Origin of the sequence: Paraburkholderia sp. UCT2 (assembly GCF_014397665.1) — a bacterium.
In the GTDB taxonomy this organism is placed as follows: domain Bacteria; phylum Pseudomonadota; class Gammaproteobacteria; order Burkholderiales; family Burkholderiaceae; genus Paraburkholderia; species Paraburkholderia tuberum.
Map to the genome: position 1 here is coordinate 13,984 of NZ_VZQO01000060.1, position 21,169 is coordinate 35,152.

Here is a 21,169-nt window from a genome sequence, read left to right on the forward strand (position 1 = left end):
CGCTTTTTCGTTGGCCAGCTATTTCATACGATCCGCTTTTAATACACCTCGGGCACGATCATCGACTGAGGCACCGGCTGACGGCTATAGTCCTCGTGATAGACACGCGACGGCAAGTCGATCTGCGGATGCTCGATCTCGTGATACGGCACCTGGCTCAGCAGATGCTGAATGCAGTTCAGGCGCGCGCGTTTCTTGTCGACGGCCTGCACGACCCACCACGGCGCCTCGGGGATATGCGAGCGCTGCAGCATCACCTCCTTAGCCAGCGTATAGGCTTCCCAGCGGCGCCGGCTTTCCAGATCCATCGGACTCAGCTTCCACTGCTTGAGCGGATCGTGAATGCGGTTCTGGAAGCGGATTTCCTGCTCTTCGTCGGTGATCGAAAACCAGTACTTGAGGATCTGCACGCCGCTGCGCGCCAGCATCTTTTCGAACTCCGGCACCGAGCGGAAAAACTCTTCGTATTCCTCGTCGGTGCAGAAGTTCATCACGCGCTCGACGCCCGCGCGGTTGTACCAGCTGCGATCGAATAGCACCATCTCGCCGCCCGCCGGCAGATGCGATACATAGCGCTGGAAATACCATTGCGTGCGCTCGCGATTGTTCGGCGCGGGCAATGCGGCCACGCGGCACACGCGCGGATTGAGGCGCTGTGTGATGCGCTTGATCGCGCCGCCCTTGCCGGCCGCGTCGCGCCCCTCGAAGATCACGACGAGCCGGTGCCCGGTCGCGACGATCCAGTCCTGCAGCTTGACCAGTTCTCCCTGCAGCCGGAACAGTTCGCGGAAGTACTGCTTGCGCGCCTCGCGATGCTCGGGCGTAAGGCCGGCCGGGCCGTCGATGATGCGGTCGTCGACCTCCATTTCGAGTTCTTCGTCGTAGGCGTCGATGAGGTCTTCCTCGAAACGGCGTTGCCGCTCCGCCATCAGTTCGATATCGGGTCTCGGGTCCGGCTCTTTCATTGCGGCTCTCCTCGCAACAGGAATGGGATGGCGCGCGGCGGCTAGCGCGACGCGGTCGCGTTCGATTATCGAAGCGCGAGGTGTCAGCCGTGTTACCGCGTGGGCGGCCGCTGCACATGCGTGATAACCCCATGATAGCGAGTTTTGCCCCGACTTCCGCCGCTAGGGCAGCGGCCGCGCGAAGCTCAGTTCGTGGCCGTCCGGATCGGTAATATGAAAATAGCGCTCGCCCCACGGCGCATCCGACGGCGCGAACGTCGGCTGCAAGCCTGCCGCCACCGCCCTGGCATAGAACGCGTCGACGTCCGACACGTAGATGATCACGCGCCCCCACCAGTTGACCGGCGCGCGCGCATCGGCGATCAGGTTCAAATACGAACTGCCGAACGCGAACGACGTGAAGGCCTCGCGCGGACCGCCGAACTTGAGCGGGAAGCCGAGCGCTTCGTAGAACGCGACGGCGCGCTGCATGTCGCTGGTGGCGAGCGTGATCGCACAGAGCGACTCGATGCGTGGACCCGGCTGCGGGGATTGCGGCGCTGAAGCGTTAGATGCGGACATGAACAGGGTCTCCGTGGCGCGAGCGAGCGGCGAGCGACGGCCCGCCCGGGAAAGTGTCTCACGGGCAGTGGCCACCGGTCTGGCGGCGCGGCCGGGGCACCGCCCACGCCCCCGGGATGCACTTGAAAACTCGCGCAGCGCCCCGCATCTCGGAGCCCGTCTATCCGGAGCATCGTTATGGGAAGCCGCCCACGCTTCATCGATGACCTGTCGAGCGCCGCATCCGACGCCCCCGGGCCCCAATCCACCGACCTTTTGACCCACGACGACGACGCGCTGCTCGACGCCTACTCCCGCACCGTGATCGGTGCACTGGAGCGCGTGCAGCAGGCGGTCGCGTTTATCGCCGTCGAACGCCGGCTGCCCGGCGACGCGTCCGCGCATGGGCGCGGCGCGCGCGGCGGCACCGGCTCGGGCTTCCTGTTCACGCCCGACGGCTACCTGCTGACCAATAGCCACGTCGTGCATGGCGCGACGCACATCCAGGTGACGCTAGCCGACGGCGCGAAGTTCGACGCCGATCTGGTCGGCGACGATCCCGGCAGCGATCTCGCGGTGCTGCGCATCGGTTCGCCGGAACCGCTGCCGCATGTCGAACTCGGCGAATCATCGAAGCTGCGCGTCGGGCAGATCGCCATTGCGGTCGGCAACCCGCTCGGGCTGCAACAGACCGTGACGACCGGCGTCGTTTCGGCGCTCGGCCGGTCGCTGCGCTCGAACTCCGGCCGCATGATCTACGACGTGATCCAGACCGACGCGGCGTTGAATCCGGGCAACTCGGGCGGACCGCTGATCAATTCGGCGGGTCAGGTGATCGGCGTGAATACCGCGATCATTCCTGGCGCACAGGCCATCTGTTTTGCGACCGCGATCGATACCGCGAAGTGGGTCATCATGCAGATCTTCGCGCACGGTCGCGTGCGACGCGCGTATATCGGCGTGGCCGGCACGACGACGCCGCTGTCGCGGCGCGTGCAGCGCTACTTCGGGCTCGGCACGCAAAGCGGCGTGCGCGTGATGGAGATCGTCAAAGGCAGTCCGGCGGCGCTCGGCGGCTTGCGCACCGACGACACGATCGTCGCGATCGACGCGCAGCCGGTGCAGGATGTGGATGCTCTGCAACGCACGCTCGATGCTTCGCGTATCGACAAGCCGGTCAACGTGACGGTGTTGCGCGGCGCGCAGCGGGTGGAGTTGACGGTGACGCCGGTGGAGCAGGCAGGGTGATGGGGCACTTTGCGTTGGGCAGCCTTGCCTGGATGCCCAACGTGAAACCCTACCGAACCACCCGCGTCACCCCTCGCCCGCGCGGATCGGCCGCCGCCTCCGGCTCGTCCCCATCGATCCTGATCACCTGAACATCGCCGGTGAATTGCTGCCCTTCCAGCGTGTAGCCCTTCGCCTCGAGCTGCTGTGCGAGTTCGCCCTCGATCGGCTTGTACGGCTCCGAATAGATCGTATTCGGCGGCAATAGCTGGTGATGGAAACGCATCGCGGCGAGCGCATCCGGCAATGGCATGTCGAAGTCGTAGATGTCGTTGATCACCTGGAAGATCGTCGTGAAGATCCGCGATCCGCCCGGCGTGCCGATCACGAGCGCGACCTTGCCGTCCTTCGTCAGAATCGTCGGCGCCATCGACGACAACGGGCGCTTCTTCGGCTCGATCGCATTCACGTCGCTGCCGACCACATCGAACATGTTGGCGGCGCCCGGCTTCGCGGAGAAGTCGTCCATCTCGTCGTTCAGCGCGATGCCTGCCCGATCCACCACGACGCCCGAGCCGAACGCGCCGTTCAGCGTGTACGTGTTCGACACCGCGTTGCCCCATTTGTCGACCACCGAAAAATGCGTGGTCTCCGCCTTCTCCGGCATCGAGGTCCCGAGCCCCGGCTGAATGCTCTTCGTGTCCGACGGCATATTCGGATCGACCTCGGCCGCGCGCTTGGCCAGATACGGGTCGTCGATCAGTTGCGCGACCGGCACCTTGTAGAAATCCGGGTCGCCGAGGTACTGCGCGCGGTCCGCGAACACGCGCTTCTCGAGCTCCGCGATCAGATGCACGTATTGCACGGAATTGAGCGGCACGTTCTTGAACTCGGGCGCGATATCGGCCTTCATCTTCAGCAGTTGCACGAGCCCGACGCCGCCCGAACTCGGCGGCGGCGCGGTGATCACGCGGTAGCCGTTCCAGTTCGCCTGCACCGGCTCGCGCCAAACCGCCTTGTACTGCGCGAGATCGGCCTTCGTAATCAGGCCGTGGCCGCGCATCGAAGCGGCGATCAGATCGGCAGTCTTGCCCGTGTAGAAATCTTTCGGGCCCTGATCGGAGATACGCTGCAATACCGCGGCAAGGTCAGGCTGCCTGAAGATGACGCCCTGCTTCAGATTGCCGAAGTAAGTGTCGAAATTGGTCTTGCCCGCGAAGTTCTTCGCCGCATCGTCGCGCCGCTTCTGCAGTTGCGGGGCGACCACGAAGCCGTCGCGCGCATAGTGAATAGCCGGCGCGAGCACCTGCTGCCATTTCAGCTTGCCGAAACGGCGCTGCGCTTGCCACATGCCGTCGACGGTGCCTGGCACGCCCACCGCGCGATAGCCGACCAGGCTCATACCTTTGATGATCTCGCCCTTGTCGTCGAGATACATGTTCTTCGTCGCGGCGAGCGGCGCGCGCTCGCGATAGTCGAGGAAATACGGCTTGTTGTCGACGTACAGCGTCATGAACCCGCCCCCGCCGATGTTGCCCGCATCCGGGAACGTGACCGCAAGGGTGAAGGCGATCGCGGCGGCCGCATCGACCGCATTGCCGCCTTCGTTGAAGATCTCCTCGGCGGCATCGGCGCTGTATGAGTCCGGCACCGCAATCGCCGAACCGGCAAGCACGGCCGGTTGCGTCTTCGCGGGCGCTTTCGCGACAGCAGGCGCCGCCTCGAGAAACCCGGTTGAAACGCAGAGGATTGCGATCAGGGCAAGACCGCTGATCGAAGCACTGGTTGAAGCTTTGACGTTGCGAAACAAGTTCATGACCTCCTCATCGACGACGACGACATCCGCATGATGGCTTACGCGCGCCCGCGACGGCCGCGCGAGATCTCATCGCCCGCGTCTCGCGGCAGCCGCCGCGTAATCGGAATCGACAGGCACGAGAACAGACCGACGACGAGAAACGCCGGCCAGAAATCGGAGAACACGATGTTCGGATGCCCTTGCACACGATGCGAAATCTGCAGCACGATGCCCGAGATCGTCACGCCGAGGCCGAGCGACATCTGCTGGATGACGCTCGCGACACTCGTCGCGCGGCCGACGTCGCTGCCCGGAATATCCGCATAGGCCAGCGTATTGAGCGACGTGAATTGCAGAGAAGGAAAGAAGCCGCCCACCAGCACGATGCACCAGATCACCCAATGCGGCGTGCCGGGAAAGAACAACCCGTACACGGCGATCGCGAGACCCGCGCACGCGGCGTTGACCATCAGCACGGTACGAAAGCCGAAGCGTTCGAGAATGCGCGACGCCACCGTCTTCATGAAAATCGAACCGAACGCGGATGCGCACGTGATCGCGCCGGCTCTGAACGCGGTCATGCCGAGCCCTTCCTGCAACGCGAGCGGCAACAGGAACGGCACGGCGCCAAGACCGATCCGAAACAGCGAACCGCCGATCACGCTCGCATGAAAACTTGGAATGCGCAGCAAACGCAGATCGAGCACCGGCAGCGCGACGCGGCTCGCGTACAGCACATAAAGCAGCAGCAACACGATGCCGGTCACGCACATGCCGACCGATTGTCCCGTCGACACCAGTTCGCCGCCGACCAGCGAGAGCCCGAGCATGAACAGCGAAGCCCCGCTAGCCGACAGCACGAAGCCGAGCCAGTCGAGCCGGCCCGGATGCGGCTCGCGCGTATTGGCGATGTACTTGTTGGTGAGCCAGATGCCGAGCAGGCCGATCGGCACGTTGATCACGAAGATCAGACGCCAGTGCAGATAGGTGGTGATAAAGCCGCCGAGCGGCGGCCCGACCACCGGACCGAGCAACGCCGGCACCGTCAGATAGTTCATCGCGCGAATGAACTCCGACTTCGGCAGCGACCGGAAGATGATGATGCGGCCCACCGGCACCATCAGCGCGCCGCCGATGCCCTGCACGAAGCGCGCGAGCACGAAGGTAACGAGCGAAGTGGAGGCCGCGCACAGCAGCGAGCCCGCCATGAAGATGCCGATCGCGGTCCGGAACACGGTGCGCGAACCGAAGCGGTCGGCGACCCAGCCGCAGATCGGGATAAAGACGCCAAGGCCGATCACATACGCGGTGACCGCAAGCTTCAGCGTGATCGGATCATGACCGAGGTCGCGTGCCAGAACCGGCAGCGACGTCACGATGACCGTGCCGTCCACGTTTTCCATGAACATCGCGCACGCGACGATCAGCGGAACGATGAAAGCGCCTAAAGCGAGCAGCATTGTCATGGCGACGGGCGGCCAGCCATCAATGGAAAGCGTCGATTATGGCATCGCGGCGACAACAAATGTTGTCGCGCGACGTGATTTTGCCGTGTGCCATCGCGCGCTGCCGTGCATCTTCGCGCGCGGCACGGACGCCTCAGCGCGATGCGCTGACGAGCGGCTGCAACTGCGGCAGGATCTCGTTGGCCGCGCGCGCGACGTCGTTCGGGAAGTCGATCTCGATCCACGGCGCGCCGGTCACCTCGGCCGTGTCGAACCGCTGGCTGCGCTCGAGCAGCAGGTCGCGCACCGCCTCTTCGTGCGGCATGTTCGCGCGGCCGCTGTCGATATAGCCCGCGACGATCTGCGTGAAGCGTCGCGCGGTTTCCTCGCGGAAGCGGAAGAAGCCGACCGACTCGCCGATCGTGTCGTACTCCAGATTGACCGCGAGCTGCTTGCGCAACTCGACCGGCACGCCGTCCTTCAGGCACAGCTTGACGGGCTCATCGCCCGCTTCGAAATCGCGGTCGATCAGCAGACGGTTCACCGACTCGCCCGCCACCAGCGCGCTCAGGATGCGCTCGTCGTACAGCACGTCGGCGTCCATCAGCAGCACGTCGCCGCCGCGCGTCAACGCGTCGGCAACGGTATGCACGGTCAGCACGCTGCCAAGATCGAAGCGCGGATTGAGCACGGTCTCGACCTTGTGAGGCCAGTCGATGCGCGCGAGTTCCGCCTGCACGGATTCCGGCTGGAAACCGAGCGCCAGCACGACGTCGGTCACGCCGGCTGTTTCGAGCATCTGCAGATGCCGTTCGAGCAGGCTCATGCCGTCGAACTGCAACAGGCATTTCGGAAACTGGGCTTGCGGCGGCTGCTGGAGACGCAGGCCGAGGCCCGCTGCGAGAATGATTGCGCGCATGCGCGGTCCTTTGAAAAAAGTACGGAGGTCAATCGGCAACCGGCACGCGCCGTGGAGCGCGCCGCCGTTGCCAGCTTCGTTCGCTGAAGTGCAATACCAGCAGGCCCGGCAGGCCCAGCAGGAGTTCACGCGCACGCTTGGCGAGCGACAACGCCAGCGCCGCGTCGGGCGGCAAACCCACCAGCGGCGCGAGCAGCAGATAGCCGCCCTCCTGCACGCCGAGCGAGCCCGGGATCATGAAGGCCGCGCCGCGAATCGCCTGGCCGATGCTTTCCAGCAGCAGCGCGTCGATCCAGCCGACCGGATGACCGAGAAAACGCAGCGCGAGCCATACCTCGGCCGTGCCGACGACCCATCCTACGAGGCTCAGCGCAAAGCTCGCCGCCACGCGGCCGCGCTCGCGGTACAGCGACTGCACGGCGGCATCGACGGCTTCCGCGCGCGTCATCAGCGACGACCAGTCGCGCTTGCCGAACACCTTCGACACCACGCCCAGCAGCCGGCCGAACAGACCGCGCCGCTGCGCGAAGTAGAACGCGGCGATCAGCGCGCCGAGCACGCCGGTCGCAATCAGCGTTGCGGTGCGCAGGTCGTGCAGCGTGCCGTGCGCGGCGTACGCGCCGAACATCGCGAGGCCACCGAGCGCGAACACGATTTGCGCGAGCGCCTGCCAGGTCGTGCTGACGGTGATCGCGGCGGCCGCGTCGCGCAGCAGCATGCCGCGCTGCGACAGTTGACGCACCATCACCACCGGGCCGCCGATCTGCCCAGCGGGCAGCAGGCTATTCACCGACTCGCCGATCCAGCGCGCGGACAACGCATCGCGCAGCGAGGGTTCGGCTCGCGCAGCGCTCGTCGGGCGGCTGGTTGCACCGCTTGCCGGACCTTCATGCGCACCGTCACGCGAGGGGTGGTCGCGCCTGAACAACACGGCGATCGCAGCCGCATCGAGCACGAGCGGCACCACGTGGAACGCGGCGACGACCGCGAGCCCCCAGCCGGCTGCGAGCAAGGTCGACGCCACCGAGCCGAAGCCCTGCCAGGCGAGCAGGCCGACGAACAGCGCCGAGCCGATCGACAGCAGAAGCAGGGCCGCCCGACTCACGCGGCGTCCTTGCCGCGCGAGGCCATCTGACGGAACACCTGGCGGAAACCGAAGTACGCGATCGCGTCCTTCATGTTGGAAACGAAGCGGCGCCACGGCCGCATGTTGGGATCGGTGACGTATTCGAACGTCAGCGACACACGCATCTCGTTCGGCCCGGCCGGCGTGATGCGATGACGCAGCTTGTCGCCATCGAAAAACACGAGGCCGCCCGGCGGAATCTGCACCGAGCCCGGCTGGTCCGGCACCTCCGGATCGCGCGTATGCAGTTCGTAGTCGAGCCGGCACGACGATTCGTCGATCACGCCGAGCAGCAGCGTGTAGCGGCGTCCGTCGTAATACGAAGTATCGTAGTGCCAGCCGATATGGTCGCCGGGGCGCGTGTAATAGTAGAGCGCGTAGGCGTGCGGATCGTCGGCGGGCGACACCTGCAACTGGTCGCCGCTCAGCTGCTCGAGCCAGCCGATCAACTCCTTCGAGCGATACAGCTCGGCGATGAACGGCGCGAGACGGTCGATCGTATGGCGGCTCACACTGCCGCCCTGCTTGTGACCCGGCAGATAGTTGCGGTTCACTTCGTCGAGCAGCGCGCGCGCGCTGTGTACCAGCTGCGCGGTCACTTCCGGCGCGAGGAAATCGTCCAGATACAGAAACGCGTCCTGCGCGGCGAAGTCTTTACGCAGACGCGCGTTGTCGAACGTGCGGGTACGGCTCGCGACCGCGCGGTCGGCATCGGGCGCGGGCGTGAGCGCCGCCACGGGCGTGCCTGACGACACGGGCGCGATCACGTCGTCTTCGGCGTGCAGATTCATTTGCTGGCCCACTGTTGACGGGATTCAGACGCGCCGGCGGCCTTGGCCGTCGAGCGGGCGCTACGGCGCGCGACGCGCCAGTAGTCGATCACCACCCATACGGCGAACAGCGGCGCGCCGATCGACGCGACCACCACGAACGGCGCGACGACATTCGTCAGCGTGACGATGGGCAGCAGGTACAGCACGTCCTCGGTTTCGAAGCCCCCCATCGACGCCTGCTTCGTGCCGGCCTTGCCGACCATTTCCTCGATCCGCATGCGCAAAAAGAAGATCAGGGCGACCGCGACACCAGCCACCGCGCCGAGCACGCCGGGCGCGAGCTTCAAAGCGTCGATCTGCGCGCCGCCGACACCGATACCCATGCCGACGAACAGCATCACGGTCACGAGCGCATCACAGGCGAGGTCGTAAAAATGACCGATGCGGCTCGACTTGCCGCCCACTCGCGCGAGTTCGCCGTCCGTGTGATCGACGAAATTCGACAGGACGATTAGCAGCGCGCCCGCATTGGCCCACGCGAATCCCCCGTGCGCAAGGCACAGCGCGCCTGCGACGCCGATCAGCAGGCGCAGCGTGGTCAAATGGTTCGGGGTGATCCAGGTGTCGACTAGCGGTGTCACGAGCCGGCGGGCGAGCCGGGCGTCCCACGTACGTGGCGGCGGAACGTTGATTGGAGGTCGGGGTTGCGAAGTCATAAGGCGGAAATATATACGGGATTCTGAAAGCTTGCTGTTATGCCATACGTTGCTCTGCAATTTGCAAATGCCGTTCGTGTGTCCGTCACAAAGCGGAATTCACCGAATCGCTGTAAAGTGCGAATCCAGTTGTGCCAGTCACGCGGAATCTGTTCGATGTGCAGCACCGCTCGTGCCCTCCGGGGTATGGCGCAGTGGTTGCTAATCCACGACATCGACTGTTGACGCCCGCCTACGCTCATGAACCGTCTCCTTGTCCCTCTGCTGTTTGCCGCCGCCGCCGCGCTGCCCCTTTCCTCGTTCGCCGTGGAGCTCGACGCGCCGCTGACATGCAATGAGAGCGGCCATCAGTTCATTGCCGATCTGATGCAGCAGCAGCTGATCAAACCAAAGCCAAGTCACGTCGAAAGCAACTCGATCAACGCGTTCTCGCCGATGCCCGATGCGCATCTGACCGCGTTCGGTTTCCGCGTATTCGCGGTGGTGGGCTTCGAAAAGGACGACCCGATGTTCCGGGTCGGCGACGGCGAACCGGTCGCCCGGTCCGCGTATGGCGCGGTCGTGTTCGGCAGCGACGACAAGGTTAAAAGCGCGCTCGAAAACGCCGGCAGCACGGCGATCGTGCATCACGTCGCGCCGCTCATCACGGCGATTTTCTGCAAGCGCAGCTAGGGTTTGGCGAGACGTCGTATTCGACCGTTTCGCCACGATCGTCGATATCTTCGACCACGAGCCAGTTCGAGTGGCCAGTGACATAGCAGCGCCGCTCTGCCAACTGCGCCATGATCGCCGGCAGTGTCAGCGACCAGCGGATCCGATCACGACGCAACCGCGCCTACAACCGCCACTTACCCCGGCCGACGAAACTCGTTTGCCACCCACGCCGCGGCGCTCGCCTTGCTGAGCTTGAACGTCGGCGCAACCTGCACTTGCGCGATCTGCTCGCCGAAAATATCGAGCGCGCTCAACAGTGCATACGGCTCGTCTTCGTCGGGGACGATGTCGAGCGTGATGTCGAGTTCGTCGTTGCCGTCCGCGCTCGGCACGCGCACCGTCTTGTGGAGCTGCGCGCGCAGCTGCTGCTCGTGACGACGCAGCACTTCCGCCGCGGTTTTCACGAGCGTATTGAACGCCGATACGTCGAGCGGCTTCGGATCCTTCTTGTTGCGGCCCATCGTCCACGGTCCGACGAGCGCAGGCTCCGCCTCGCCGTCCTTGATCATTTCGACGGCCCAGCCTTCGTCGTCTTCGTTCTTGATGATGCGCGCGGTCCAGCCGTTGTCGCGCCACAGACGTTCTTCATGCACGCTGTCGTCGGGTCCGAGGAACTCGGCATTCGTGTCGGTCGAGGGAAAGGGCGTGTCGGTCATCACAGGTTCACTCACTTCGCGGGGCGCACAAACAGATTTCGAACCCGCGATTCTACCTGCCCAGCCGCTTGGCCCTGCTCGCTCTGACGAACGGACAAGGCGCGTTCGGAACGGCGCCGCCGCTCAACGCGCAAAAAGTTATATTTACCTACGCGACGATTTATAAATCCGCTTTAAATGTCAGATAAAAAAACGCGGCCCGAAAGCCGCGTGTAAAAATGAAAAAGACACCCTTTGGTCGAAGGGGTCTATCAAAATTATAAGTGGCATCCCCCCTCGATTTAAGGCTTTCTTCGAAAGACTGCATTGCGCAAAACCGTGGGAATCAGCGCAAACGGCCTCGTCCGCTTTCCCCTTATGCTCACCGCGAGGCCTTGAGCCGTTACCGCCCGACAACAGCCCCTGACTTGACAGCGCGTCCCGCCATTCATCGTTAAAAATATTCTCCTTTTGCGGACCTGCACTTACGCGATTAATTCACATAATCCCGGATTCGAAAATAAACCGTTGTAAGGCGCGCAATTAAATATCCGCATAGCGGCAATTACACTTCGCTGCGAATCGACAGTCAACGGGGCGCAAGCAGCAACTTTCGCTGGAATGCCGACTCACCGCCCACGCGCAAAGCACGGTCACGTTGTACGGCTCGCTCGACGCGGGCCTCGTCTACTCGAACAACCAGCTTCGCCGCCTATCTGCAGTTGAACAGCTCGGGCAGCTCCAACCTGAACGGCGCCGTGTCGCAAGGCGACGGCACCGCGGCGATCGCGGCCGGTCTGCAACCCACGTTCGGCGCAGGCATCAACTATTCGTACGGGCCGGCTACCGCGGGCTTCGTCTACACGCACACGCAACTTGACGGCATCACCGGCGTGAACGTCGGCGGCGCGTTGCTGCCGGGCATCGCGAGCCAACCTGCATCTGGACAACTACGAAGTGGACGGCCGTTATGCGCTGACGCCGGCATTGAGCGTCGCCGCGTCGTACACGTTCACCGACGGCAAGATGAGTGGTTCGAACGGCTCGGGCGATCCGAACTGGCACACCGTGTCGCTGCAGGGCGATGACTCACTGAGCAAGCGCACCGACGTGTACCTCGAAGGCGTGTACCAGCATGCATAGGGCGAACTCGGCGAGTTCGGCGCGAACGTCGCGGCGATCAATACGCTTGCGCCGTCGTCGACCGGCAACCAGGTCGCCGCGGCAGTCGGTCTGCGGCATCGCTTCTGACGGCGGTTCTCACCACGCTTTTCATGCAGGCATTGCGCCGCGCGGCCATCCCCGCGTGGCGCGGTCGAACCCACGCGACACGATCACGTTCGGGTATTTTCATGGGCCTTACGGTTTGCCGTCAGAGCAATAAGCGCATGGCCGCGCTAGTGACGACGTCGACACATGCTCGGTATACTGCCCCGGCCGCCGTGCGACGCCGCGAAACCGCGCCGCCTGCACGGCAGCTTCGTCGCGAAGCATCGCGCTGTACGTCAGCGCATCGCGCTTCGCCCGCGCCTCACCTTCCCATGCATGACCGGGAATGCCGACGATCGGATCATGAAAAGACTTCTCCTGCTTGCCCCAGCTGTCGCCCTCACCGCCACCCTCGCCGCTTGCGGTTCGTCGGGCGGCCCCGCGTGCGATGCGTCCGCACCGCTCGTGTACGTGTCGTCGTCACGCACGCCTGCGTCCATCGCCGCCTGCCTCGAAGAACGTCTGCCGCGCGTGCGCACCTCGCACGCCGGCGCGGCGACCGAACTTGCGGTCGGTGCCGATTCGCACAACTCGTACTTCGTCACGCTGACCCCGCTCAACGGCAACACGGTCATCAAGGTCGTGCATCCGGCCAATGCGCCCGACGATCCGCCCGAAGAGGAAATGCGCTTCGATATCGCGCGCTGCGCGACCTGAGCGGCGCGGCGCGCTTGAACGCCGTGCGCGTCATGCACGGAAGGCCGGTGCGCGAATTTTTATCTCGCGCATCGGCTATTTTTTTATGCGCCCATCTGCGAACATAGCCGCCCTTTGTTTTTCGCGCGGCACGTGTGCCGCGAGTTTCGATGGCATCCAGCAAAGCGCATCATGCAACCGGTTTCGCAGCCGGCATCATCGCGGCGGCGATCGTCGCGCGCAGCGGCGGCGGTCCGTTTCATGCTGGCGTGCTGCTGAGCTTCATCGCCGGCGTGGCCGGCAGCACTGCGCCGGACTGGCTCGAAGTCGCATGGTGGTCGCGCGCGCGGCGGCTGTGGATCACGCATCGCACGTTGACGCATTGGGGCATCGGCTGGCTCGCGCTGCTCGCGGTGTCGTATCACACGCTCGGACATTCGATCTTCGCGGCGCCCGCGTTCGGCTTCGCGTGCGGCGGCCTGATGCATCTGCTCGCCGACTGGCCGAATCCGCTCGGCGTGCCGTGGATCACCGGGCGACATTCGTTGAATCTATGGAATAGCGGGCACTGCGATCTGATCGTCGTCGCGGCGTCCTGGGCGGCCGCGTGGCTTATCGGCGAGCATGTGTGGCTGCATGGCATGCATGCGTTGCCGTGGCTGCGCCATTGGCCGATCGGCTAGGCGCAGCGCGATGCTATCGGCCCGGCGTGCGGGCGCGGCGGCTAGCCGTGCATCATTGCCGTCCGTTGTCGGTGCGCTCTCCTTCGCGGACCTTGCCTTGCGATACGCTGCTGCCCGGCGGCACGCTATGCGTGAGCCACACGTTGCCGCCGATCACCGACCCGCGCCCGATCGTCACGCGTCCGAGAATCGTCGCGCCCGCGTAGATCACGACATCGTCCTCGACGATCGGATGCCGGGCGTTGCCCTTGATCAGCGTGCCGTCCTCATCGGCCGCGAAGCTCTTCGCGCCGAGCGTGACCGCCTGGTACACGCGCACGCGCTCGCCGATGATCGCTGTCTCGCCGATCACCACGCCGGTGCCGTGATCGATGAAGAAGCTCGGCCCGATCGTCGCGCCCGGGTGAATGTCGATGCCGGTCGCCGAGTGCGCGATCTCGTTGATGAAGCGCGCCAGCAGCGGCACGCCGAGCCGATGCAGCGCATGCGCGAGCCGATGATGCGTCATCGCCCACACGCCCGGATAGCACAGCAGGATTTCGGTGATGTGCTGCGCGGCAGGGTCGCCGGTGTACGCAGCCTGGATGTCGCTGACGAGCAGCGCGCGTATGCCCGCCAGCTGCGTCGCGAACTCGCGCGCCACCGCGAACGCGCGCTCCCGCAACTCGGCGTCCGGCGTCTCGCCGAACTCGGGCAGGAAGCGCAGCGCGCGGCGAATCTGTTCGGCGAGCAGCCGCAACGTGCTTTCGAGCGTGTGGCCGACGTAGTAGTCGACCGTTTCGTCGGTTAGATCTGGCGCGCCGTAATGCGTCGGAAACATCGCGGCGCGCAGACCGGCCACGATATTGACCACCGCTTCGCGCGATGGCAATTCGCGAATGCCGAGCGGATGCCGCGTGCGATGCAATTGCTCGCGCGAGGCGCGCAGGTCGGCGACGATCTGTTCAAGGCCCCAGTTATGGGAAGGCTCGTTGGGCATAAGGGACGGCGCCGTGCGGCGTGCACGGTTCGAAGTGGTTATCGAGCAGAGATTACCGCGTTTTAACGGTGCCCGCCCGGCAGCGCGCAGGTCGGCTCGGATTCATTGCGTCGACGTGCGCTGGCATGCACGCATCGTTCCCTGACTTCAGATAGTCAGACTGCTCGCGTCGATCCAGCGCACTGCCCAATCGCGCGCGTGCGCGATGGCTGCGGCTTCGTCGGAGAAGCGCAGTTCCGTGGGAAAGAAACGGTTAGCAACCAGTTCGCCGTCGCTCGAGCGCGAGATCACCACATACGGTTGCCAGGAGCCGTCGCCCGAGCGCGCCGGTTCGCAATTCAGAAGATAGCCGCGATGTGTGAATGCAGCATCGAAGTGCATGAGTCACCCGCCCCTGAAGCCCCGTAACATTTTCTCAGTCGCGCGGCCATTTGTTTGTTAGTTTTTCCGACCATGCTGGAACAGCCGGAGCATGCCGCCAATTTATCCGCGCGTCGGTCGCAGGAGTAAGATCATACTCTGTAGAAAATACGCGTCCATTAAAAAAAACGAAATGAATCGCGGACGTCATCGCCATTCAATCGCGAGGCAACGCCACTCGCATCGAAGGATGGCGGACAACGCATCGCGACTTCCGCGCACCGCGGCGCCGTGTCAGTCGGAACGGCTTTTGCTCTTTCTTCGAATGTCCGCTTCAGGAGAATGCACGATGAACAGCGCGATCAGCAAACCCGAAAACGCCGGTACGAAACCGGACCCGAAGGACCCACGAAGCACGGACCTGCACAACGATCGCACGCACGACAGCACGGTCGACACCGACGGCAAGAACCGCGAAGCGGCCCGTCTGGCGGGCCACGGCGCGATCTCGCCCGACGCGGTCACGACCAGCAATGCGACGCTCGACAATAGCGTGCCCGAGTCGCTCGATGGCATGGCCGGCTTCGACAGCCGGGTCGGCGGCAACCACCTGCTGCTCGCGCTCGAGCCGGGCTACTCGGTGATCGACAAGGGCATGGCCGAGCCGCTCGGCGTCTACTCGGCCGACCATCAGTACGACGACCCGCGTCCGGTCGGACAGCGCCACGATCGTGGCCGCATTCACTATGCGCTCAATCATTTGCGGCCTGCGCGCGTAATCGAATTACACCGGGTGAAATAGGCGCGCGCGTATCATCCCTTTATACGCGCGCGTTTGAATTACCGGGTTTATTCCGATTTATCAGGCAATCACGCAGCACGCACCGTTTTATTCTGGTGCGTGCTTTGCTTGGTTTAACGTGGGTTCGTTTAACGGAGTTGCGGATGAAAAGAATCGTCGTCATCGGTGCCACGGGCACGCTGGGCCAGGCGATCCGCGCGGAGCTGAAGGCGCGTCACGAAGTGATCGAGGTGGGCGCGACGCGCGGGCAATATCACGTCGATAGCACGGACCCGGCGAGCGTCGAGCGGCTGTTTCGCGACATCGGCAAGGTGGACGGCGTCGTCACCGCGACCGGCAAGGTGCATTTCGGTCCGCTGGAGCAGATGAGCATCGAGCAGTTCTGGGTCGGGCTGCGCGACAAGCTGATGGGCCAGATCAACGTCGTATTCGCGGCGCTGCCGTATGTGAACGACGGCGGATCGTTCACGTTGACGAGCGGCATTCTGGGCGACGAGCCGATCCCGCAGGGAGCGAGCGCGACGACCGTCAATCTCGCGCTCGAGGGCTTCGTGCGCGGCGCCGCGATCGAACTGCCTCGCGGGCTGCGCATCAACGTGGTGAGTCCGACCGTGCTGACCGAGTCGATGGAGGCTTACGCGCCGTTCTTTCGCGGCTTCGAGCCCGTCAACGCGCAACGCGCGGCGCTTGCTTATCTGCGCAGTGTGGAAGGGGCGCAGACGGGGCGCGTGTATCGCGTGGGGTATTGAACCTCAGTGAATCTCCGGCTCGCCCGAGCTATCGGGACTCACGCCGCCACGCTGCAGGAAGTCGAAATCGCAGCCTTGATCCGCCTGCATCACGTGCGCCTGATGCAGGGCGCCATACCCGCGCTCGAAGCGCGCAGCGGGTTTGACCCACGCGGCCTTGCGGCGCGCGAGTTCTTCGTCCGATACCAGCAGATTCAGCCTGCGGCGCGGCACATCGAGCTCAATCAGATCGCCGCTTCGCACCAACGCCAGCGGCCCACCGACGAATGCCTCGGGCGCCGCGTGCAGCACGCACGCGCCATAGCTCGTGCCGCTCATCCGTGCGTCAGAGATGCGCACCATGTCGCGCACGCCTTTTTGCAGCAGCTTGCGCGGAATCGGCAGTTGACCCCATTCGGGCATGCCCGCGCCGACCGGCCCCGCGTGCTGCAGCACGAGCACGCAGCTTTCGTCGATGTCGAGCGCGTCGTCGTCGATGCGCGCGGCCATGTCGTCGTAGTCGCTGAACACGACCGCACGGCCCGTATGCACGAGCAGATGCGGCTCGGCCGCGCCCGGCTTGATCACGGCGCCGTCGGGCGCGAGATTGCCGCGCAGCACCGCGAGGCTGCTGTCGCGCAGTAGCGGATTCGTGCGGCGGCGGATCACGTCGTCGTTGAAAATGCGCGCGCCGGCAAGGTTCTCGCCGAGCGTGCGGCCGTTCACGGTTTTCTGCGAGCCGTCGATCAGTTCGCCCAGTTCCGCGAGCAGCCCGCGCAAACCGCCCGCGTAGAAAAAGTCCTCCATCAGATAGGCGCCGGTCGGTCTGATGTTCGCGAGCACGGGCGTGCGGCGCGCGATCTCGTCGAAGCGGTCGAGCGTCAACTCGATGCCCGCGCGCCGTGCAAGCGCGATCATATGCACGACCGAATTGGTCGACCCGGACAGCGCGACACAAGTCGTCACCGCGTTATCGACCGATGCCGCCGTGATCAGGTCCGACGGCTTCAGATCCTCCCACACCATCTCGACGATACGCATGCCGGTTTTCGCGGCCATCTGCGCATGCCGCGAATCGGGCGCGGGAATCGACGCGAAGCCGGGCAGCGTGAAGCCCAGCGCTTCGGCCGCGCTCGTCATCGTCGATGCGGTGCCCATCGTCATGCAGTGACCGGGCGAGCGCGCGATGCCACCCTCGACGCCCTGCCAGTCGTCCGGCGTCAGCGTGCCCGCGCGCAGATCGGCCCAGTAGCGCCATGAATCGGAACCCGAGCCGAGCGTCACGCCGTTCCAGTTGCCGCGCAGCATCGGGCCGGCAGGCAGAAAGATGGCGGGCAGATCCATCGAGATCGCGCCCATCAACAAAGCGGGCGTGGTCTTGTCGCAGCCGCCCATCAACACGACGCCGTCGGCGGGATACGAGCGCAGCATCTCCTCGGCTTCCATCGCGAGGAAATTGCGGTACAGCATCGTGGTGGGCTTTTGAAACGGCTCGGACAGCGTCTGCACAGGCAGCTCGATCGGAAAGCCGCCGGCCTGCCAGATGCCGCGTTTCACTTCCTCGACGCGCTGCTTGAAATGCGTGTGGCACGGATTGATCTCGCTCCACGTATTCAGAATCGCAATGACCGGCTTGCCCGCGTATTCGTCGCGGTTGTAGCCCATCTGCGCGGTGCGCGAGCGGTGGCCGAACGAACGCAGATCGTTCGCGCCGTACCAGCGATGACTACGCAATTCCTCGGGGGTCTTTCTCTTCGTCAACGTCTACTCCACGATTGGCGCCGACCATGCGTCAGCGCCTCTGTTCTTTCACGCGGGACACGATCTGCGTCGGGCTCACGAATTGTAGTGCGATCAGCACCCAGATCAACGTGATCGCCATATAGATCATCGCCATCGCATCGATCGATTGCGGCGCGCGCACGCCGGTCGAAAACACAGCGTAATACAACGCGACCACCAGCGTTTGCGTGGCCGGACCGGCCGTAAAAAACGTCAGCTCGAACATGCCGATCGTGCGCACCAGCACGAGCAGCCCCGCCGCCAGCATGCCCGGCACGAGCAGCGGCAGCAACACGTACCGGAAATAGCGGAACGTGTTCGCGCCGAAAATGCGCGCGGCCGCTTCGAGATTCGGATCGATCTGCTCGATGAACGGCGTCATCACCAGAATCACGAACGGCAGCGCCGGTACGAGATTCGCAAGAATCACGCCCCATAGCGTCCCGGCGAGTCCGACCTTGTACATCGCGGTCGCCATCGGAATGCCGTAGGTGACGGGCGGCACCATCAAGGGCAGCAGAAAGATCAGCATCGCAAGGCGCTTGCCGCGGAATTGCACGCGCGCGAGCGCATACGCAGCCGGCACGCCGAGCAGCACCGACAGCAACACGACCGCGCCGACCACCTGCACGGTCACCCACAGCACGCTCGCGAGCTGGAAGTCGCTCCAGGCCTGCGCATACCAGTGCAACGTGAAGCCTTGCGGCAACGCGGTGCCGAACCAGCGCGTCGCGATCGAATTCACCGCGACGGTCGCAATCAGCAGCACGACGTTGATCAGGAAGAACGCCATCACGGCCCACACCAGCACCTGCCAGATGCGGCCCGGCAGATTCGCGCGCTGACGCGCATGTTGCGCTGGCTCGCGGGCGCCGTCGCCCGGCTGAGGCGCCGCGCAAGCGGAGGTGGACGCGGACCAGTCGGGCTGCGTCGCGCGACGATCGGTCGTCATCAGCCTTTGCCTCCCGTTACGGGACCACGATAGAACCAGCGGCGCGCGCCAAGCAGCGCGGCGACCACCAGCAGTTGCACGAAGCCCATCACCATCGCGATCGCCGATGCGAGCGAATAGTCGTAGCTCTCGAACGCGGCTTCGGCCGCGGCAATCGACATCACGCGCGTCGGACCCGCGGGCGCGCCGAGCAGCACCGCCGACGGAAACACCGAGAACGCCTGCACGAACGACAGACACGCGGCCATCGTGAGCCCCGGCACGAGCAGCGGCAGATAGATGCGGCGAAACTGCTGCCACGGACTCGCGCCGAGCGTCGCGGCCGCGCTTGCGAGCGTCGGGTCGATGCCGGTCACGTACGACAGCGTCAGCAGAAACGCGAACGGAAAGCCCGACACGATCAGCGACAGCAGCACGCCCGTGAAGTTGTGCGTGAGCCGCACCTCTTGGGTGTACAGATGCAGCGCCTGCAACGCCTGCGGCAGCCAGCCGTGCGGACCGAAGTACGTGAGCATGCCGTCGGCGATCAGCACTGTGCCGAGCGTCACCGGGATCACCAACAGCGTCGTGACGATCTTCTGATACCGCGAGTAGCGGCGCAGCGCGAACGCGACTGGCACCGACACGCCGACGTTGATCAGCGTGGCCGGCACCGACAGCTTCAGCGTAACGAGAATCGTCGGCCACATCGACGTGTCGGTGAAGAACGTCAGATAGTTGGCCCACACGCCGCCGCCGTTCATCGGCCGGAACGACAGCGCGAGACCATACGCGAACGGATAGATGAACAGCGCGATGATAAAGAGCAGCGCGGGCGCGACGAGCCAGGCCTTGGCATCGCGCGGCGCGCGGGACGTAAGCGGGGGGACAAGCGTCGGCGTGTTCATGCGGCCTCGGCGTCGTAGACGAGCACGCACGACGGCCGCACGCGCAGCGTGATGCGCTCGCCCTCCGCGCATTCACCGGTCACGCGCGCCCACACGTCGCCGAACGCGGTCTTCACGCGCAGCAGCGAATCGTGGCCGCCATACTCGACCGCGTCGATCAGCGCCTCGAACGCGTTGTCGGCGCCGGGCTCGGCGCGCTCCATGTCTTCGGGGCGCAGCGCGACACTCACGCGTTTGCCGTCGAAGCCGGCCATCGGCGTGCCGATGAGCCGCACGCCGTTGGCACTGACCACGACGCCATCGCCTTGCATGCCCTCCAGCGTGAACTCGGCGACATTGCGATAACCCATGAAGCGCGCGACATGCAGATTGCGCGGCCGCGTATAGACCTCCTTCGGCGTCGCGACCTGCTGCACGACACCCTCCCTCATCACGACGATGCGATCGGCCATCGACAGCGCTTCGTCCTGATCATGCGTCACGTACAGCGTCGCGCGTTCGAGCTGCGTATGGATGCGGCGAATTTCCGCGCGCATTTCGATGCGCAGCTTCGTATCGAGATTCGACAGCGGCTCGTCCATCAGGATCAGCGGCGGCTCGATCACGATCGCACGCGCGATCGCGACACGCTGCTGCTGGCCACCGGACAATTGGCCGGGCAGCTTGTGCTCATGACCGGTCAGTTGCACCAGTTTCAAGGCCTCGCGTGCACGGCGCGCGATCTCGCGTCTGCCGACGCCGCGCATTTTCAGCCCGAAGCCGACGTTCTCCAGCACGCTCATATGCGGGAACAGCGCGTAGTTCTGGAACACCATGCCGAAGCCGCGCTTTTCCGGCGGCAGCACGTCGATGCGCCGCTCGTCGAGCCAGATGCCGCCGCCGGTGAGCGGCTGCAATCCGGCGATGCAGTTCAGCGCCGTCGATTTGCCACAACCCGACGGCCCCAGCAGCGCGATGAACTCGCCGCGCCGGATCGTCAGATCGAGACCCTGCAGCGCGGCGATCGCGTGGCCTTGCGCGTTGGTGAAACTGCGGCTCACCGAATCGAGCCGCAACTGCTCAAAGTGATGCTTCATGGCGGTTTCCTGGTCCGCGTGAGGCGACGGATGTCGCGAATGCCGCGCGTGCGGTGGGCGCGGCGCATCAGGCAGTTAAGCCGAGGCGCGTGATCGCTGAAAACATGCAGCGCGGCGGTACCTCACGCCGCGCTGCGTTTCGCCTCGTTTTCCGTCG

At 64.7% G+C, this 21,169-nt stretch carries 21 protein-coding genes and 1 pseudogene; 7 read left to right on the plus strand and 15 right to left on the minus strand.

Going from position 1 to position 21,169, the window contains the following annotated elements; translation table 11 throughout:
- Positions 1–38: 38 nt before the first annotated feature.
- Both ppk2 and F6X39_RS32340 read right to left on the minus strand, forming a co-directional pair.
- Entirely contained in the window at positions 39–965 is a 927-nt protein-coding gene (gene ppk2 / locus F6X39_RS32335; protein ID WP_184024931.1) for a polyphosphate kinase 2, read from the minus strand.
- Positions 966–1,127: 162 nt separating this feature from the next.
- Positions 1,128–1,526 carry a VOC family protein gene (locus F6X39_RS32340; RefSeq protein ID WP_187619608.1) on the minus strand — a complete coding sequence of 133 codons (399 nt, stop codon included), beginning with the start codon at positions 1,524–1,526 and terminating at the stop codon, positions 1,128–1,130.
- A gap of 177 nt (positions 1,527–1,703) precedes the next feature.
- Between F6X39_RS32340 and F6X39_RS32345 the strand changes: the two genes are divergently transcribed.
- Positions 1,704–2,753, plus strand: coding sequence for a S1C family serine protease (locus F6X39_RS32345; protein ID WP_187619609.1), 1,050 nt, complete (start codon positions 1,704–1,706; stop codon positions 2,751–2,753).
- Positions 2,754–2,802: 49 nt separating this feature from the next.
- On the opposite strand, the gene ggt is transcribed toward F6X39_RS32345, so the two are convergent.
- The 6 genes from ggt to F6X39_RS32375 form a co-directional block, all read right to left on the minus strand.
- Complete coding sequence (gene ggt, locus F6X39_RS32350; RefSeq protein WP_187619610.1) at positions 2,803–4,548, minus strand: gamma-glutamyltransferase; 1,746 nt, start codon at positions 4,546–4,548, stop codon at positions 2,803–2,805.
- Between the two features lie 38 nt (positions 4,549–4,586).
- Positions 4,587–5,990, minus strand: a complete 1,404-nt coding sequence (locus tag F6X39_RS32355) for an MFS transporter (RefSeq protein ID WP_187619625.1) — start codon at positions 5,988–5,990, stop codon at positions 4,587–4,589.
- A 139-nt stretch (positions 5,991–6,129) separates the two neighbouring features.
- Positions 6,130–6,894 (minus strand): NTP transferase domain-containing protein, encoded by a 765-nt coding sequence (locus F6X39_RS32360; protein WP_187619611.1) that lies wholly within the window; start codon positions 6,892–6,894, stop codon positions 6,130–6,132.
- A 28-nt stretch (positions 6,895–6,922) separates the two neighbouring features.
- A complete protein-coding gene (locus F6X39_RS32365) occupies positions 6,923–7,999 on the minus strand; it encodes a lysylphosphatidylglycerol synthase domain-containing protein (protein WP_184063263.1) in 1,077 nt (358 codons plus the stop codon).
- On the minus strand, positions 7,996–8,811 hold the full coding sequence (locus F6X39_RS32370; protein ID WP_187619612.1) for a 2OG-Fe(II) oxygenase: 816 nt from the start codon (positions 8,809–8,811) through the stop codon (positions 7,996–7,998). Before F6X39_RS32370 ends, F6X39_RS32365 begins: the two co-directional genes overlap by 4 nt.
- On the minus strand, positions 8,808–9,509 hold the full coding sequence (locus tag F6X39_RS32375; RefSeq protein WP_187619613.1) for a CDP-alcohol phosphatidyltransferase family protein: 702 nt from the start codon (positions 9,507–9,509) through the stop codon (positions 8,808–8,810). Before F6X39_RS32375 ends, F6X39_RS32370 begins: the two co-directional genes overlap by 4 nt.
- 240 nt (positions 9,510–9,749) lie before the next feature.
- Between F6X39_RS32375 and F6X39_RS32380 the strand changes: the two genes are divergently transcribed.
- On the plus strand, positions 9,750–10,181 hold the full coding sequence (locus tag F6X39_RS32380; protein ID WP_187619614.1) for a hypothetical protein: 432 nt from the start codon (positions 9,750–9,752) through the stop codon (positions 10,179–10,181).
- A gap of 176 nt (positions 10,182–10,357) precedes the next feature.
- Here F6X39_RS32380 and F6X39_RS32385 read toward each other — a convergent pair whose 3' ends face one another.
- Positions 10,358–10,879 (minus strand): hypothetical protein, encoded by a 522-nt coding sequence (locus F6X39_RS32385; protein ID WP_184024828.1) that lies wholly within the window; start codon positions 10,877–10,879, stop codon positions 10,358–10,360.
- Between the two features lie 683 nt (positions 10,880–11,562).
- Between F6X39_RS32385 and F6X39_RS32390 the strand changes: the two are divergent.
- The 3 genes and pseudogenes from F6X39_RS32390 to F6X39_RS32400 all read left to right on the plus strand — a co-directional run.
- Positions 11,563–12,109 (plus strand): annotated as a pseudogene (locus tag F6X39_RS32390) (porin); the annotation flags it as partial.
- A gap of 165 nt (positions 12,110–12,274) precedes the next feature.
- Positions 12,275–12,784: a hypothetical protein gene (locus F6X39_RS32395; protein WP_187619615.1), complete on the plus strand. Its 510-nt coding sequence runs from the start codon at positions 12,275–12,277 to the stop codon at positions 12,782–12,784.
- A gap of 149 nt (positions 12,785–12,933) precedes the next feature.
- Positions 12,934–13,446: a metal-dependent hydrolase gene (locus F6X39_RS32400; protein WP_187619616.1), complete on the plus strand. Its 513-nt coding sequence runs from the start codon at positions 12,934–12,936 to the stop codon at positions 13,444–13,446.
- 52 nt (positions 13,447–13,498) lie between these two features.
- On the opposite strand, the gene epsC is transcribed toward F6X39_RS32400, so the two are convergent.
- Both epsC and F6X39_RS32410 read right to left on the minus strand, forming a co-directional pair.
- On the minus strand, positions 13,499–14,425 hold the full coding sequence (gene epsC, locus F6X39_RS32405) for a serine O-acetyltransferase EpsC (protein WP_090807303.1): 927 nt from the start codon (positions 14,423–14,425) through the stop codon (positions 13,499–13,501).
- A 147-nt stretch (positions 14,426–14,572) separates the two neighbouring features.
- The gene (locus F6X39_RS32410; RefSeq protein WP_013092363.1) at positions 14,573–14,806 is read right to left on the minus strand and encodes a hypothetical protein; all 234 of its coding nucleotides are present in this window, start codon (positions 14,804–14,806) and stop codon (positions 14,573–14,575) included.
- Positions 14,807–15,134: 328 nt separating this feature from the next.
- Here F6X39_RS32410 and F6X39_RS32415 point away from each other — a divergent pair, with 328 nt between their 5' ends.
- The gene (locus F6X39_RS32415) at positions 15,135–15,587 is read left to right on the plus strand and encodes a DUF3005 domain-containing protein (protein WP_187619617.1); all 453 of its coding nucleotides are present in this window, start codon (positions 15,135–15,137) and stop codon (positions 15,585–15,587) included.
- Positions 15,588–15,730: 143 nt separating this feature from the next.
- Positions 15,731–16,336 (plus strand): short chain dehydrogenase, encoded by a 606-nt coding sequence (locus F6X39_RS32420; RefSeq protein ID WP_187619618.1) that lies wholly within the window; start codon positions 15,731–15,733, stop codon positions 16,334–16,336.
- 3 nt (positions 16,337–16,339) lie between these two features.
- On the opposite strand, the gene araD is transcribed toward F6X39_RS32420, so the two are convergent.
- Genes araD through F6X39_RS32440 form a run of 4 tightly spaced genes read right to left on the minus strand, consistent with a single transcriptional unit; the run spans position 16,340 to position 21,012 of the window.
- Complete coding sequence (araD, locus tag F6X39_RS32425) at positions 16,340–18,076, minus strand: L-arabinonate dehydratase (RefSeq protein WP_187619619.1); 1,737 nt, start codon at positions 18,074–18,076, stop codon at positions 16,340–16,342.
- A gap of 31 nt (positions 18,077–18,107) precedes the next feature.
- Positions 18,108–19,049 (minus strand): ABC transporter permease, encoded by a 942-nt coding sequence (locus tag F6X39_RS32430; protein ID WP_184063285.1) that lies wholly within the window; start codon positions 19,047–19,049, stop codon positions 18,108–18,110.
- The gene (locus F6X39_RS32435) at positions 19,049–19,936 is read right to left on the minus strand and encodes an ABC transporter permease (protein WP_187619620.1); all 888 of its coding nucleotides are present in this window, start codon (positions 19,934–19,936) and stop codon (positions 19,049–19,051) included. The genes F6X39_RS32430 and F6X39_RS32435 overlap by 1 nt, the downstream gene beginning before the upstream one ends.
- Positions 19,933–21,012, minus strand: coding sequence for an ABC transporter ATP-binding protein (locus tag F6X39_RS32440; RefSeq protein ID WP_187619621.1), 1,080 nt, complete (start codon positions 21,010–21,012; stop codon positions 19,933–19,935). Before F6X39_RS32440 ends, F6X39_RS32435 begins: the two co-directional genes overlap by 4 nt.
- Positions 21,013–21,169 lie beyond the last annotated feature (157 nt).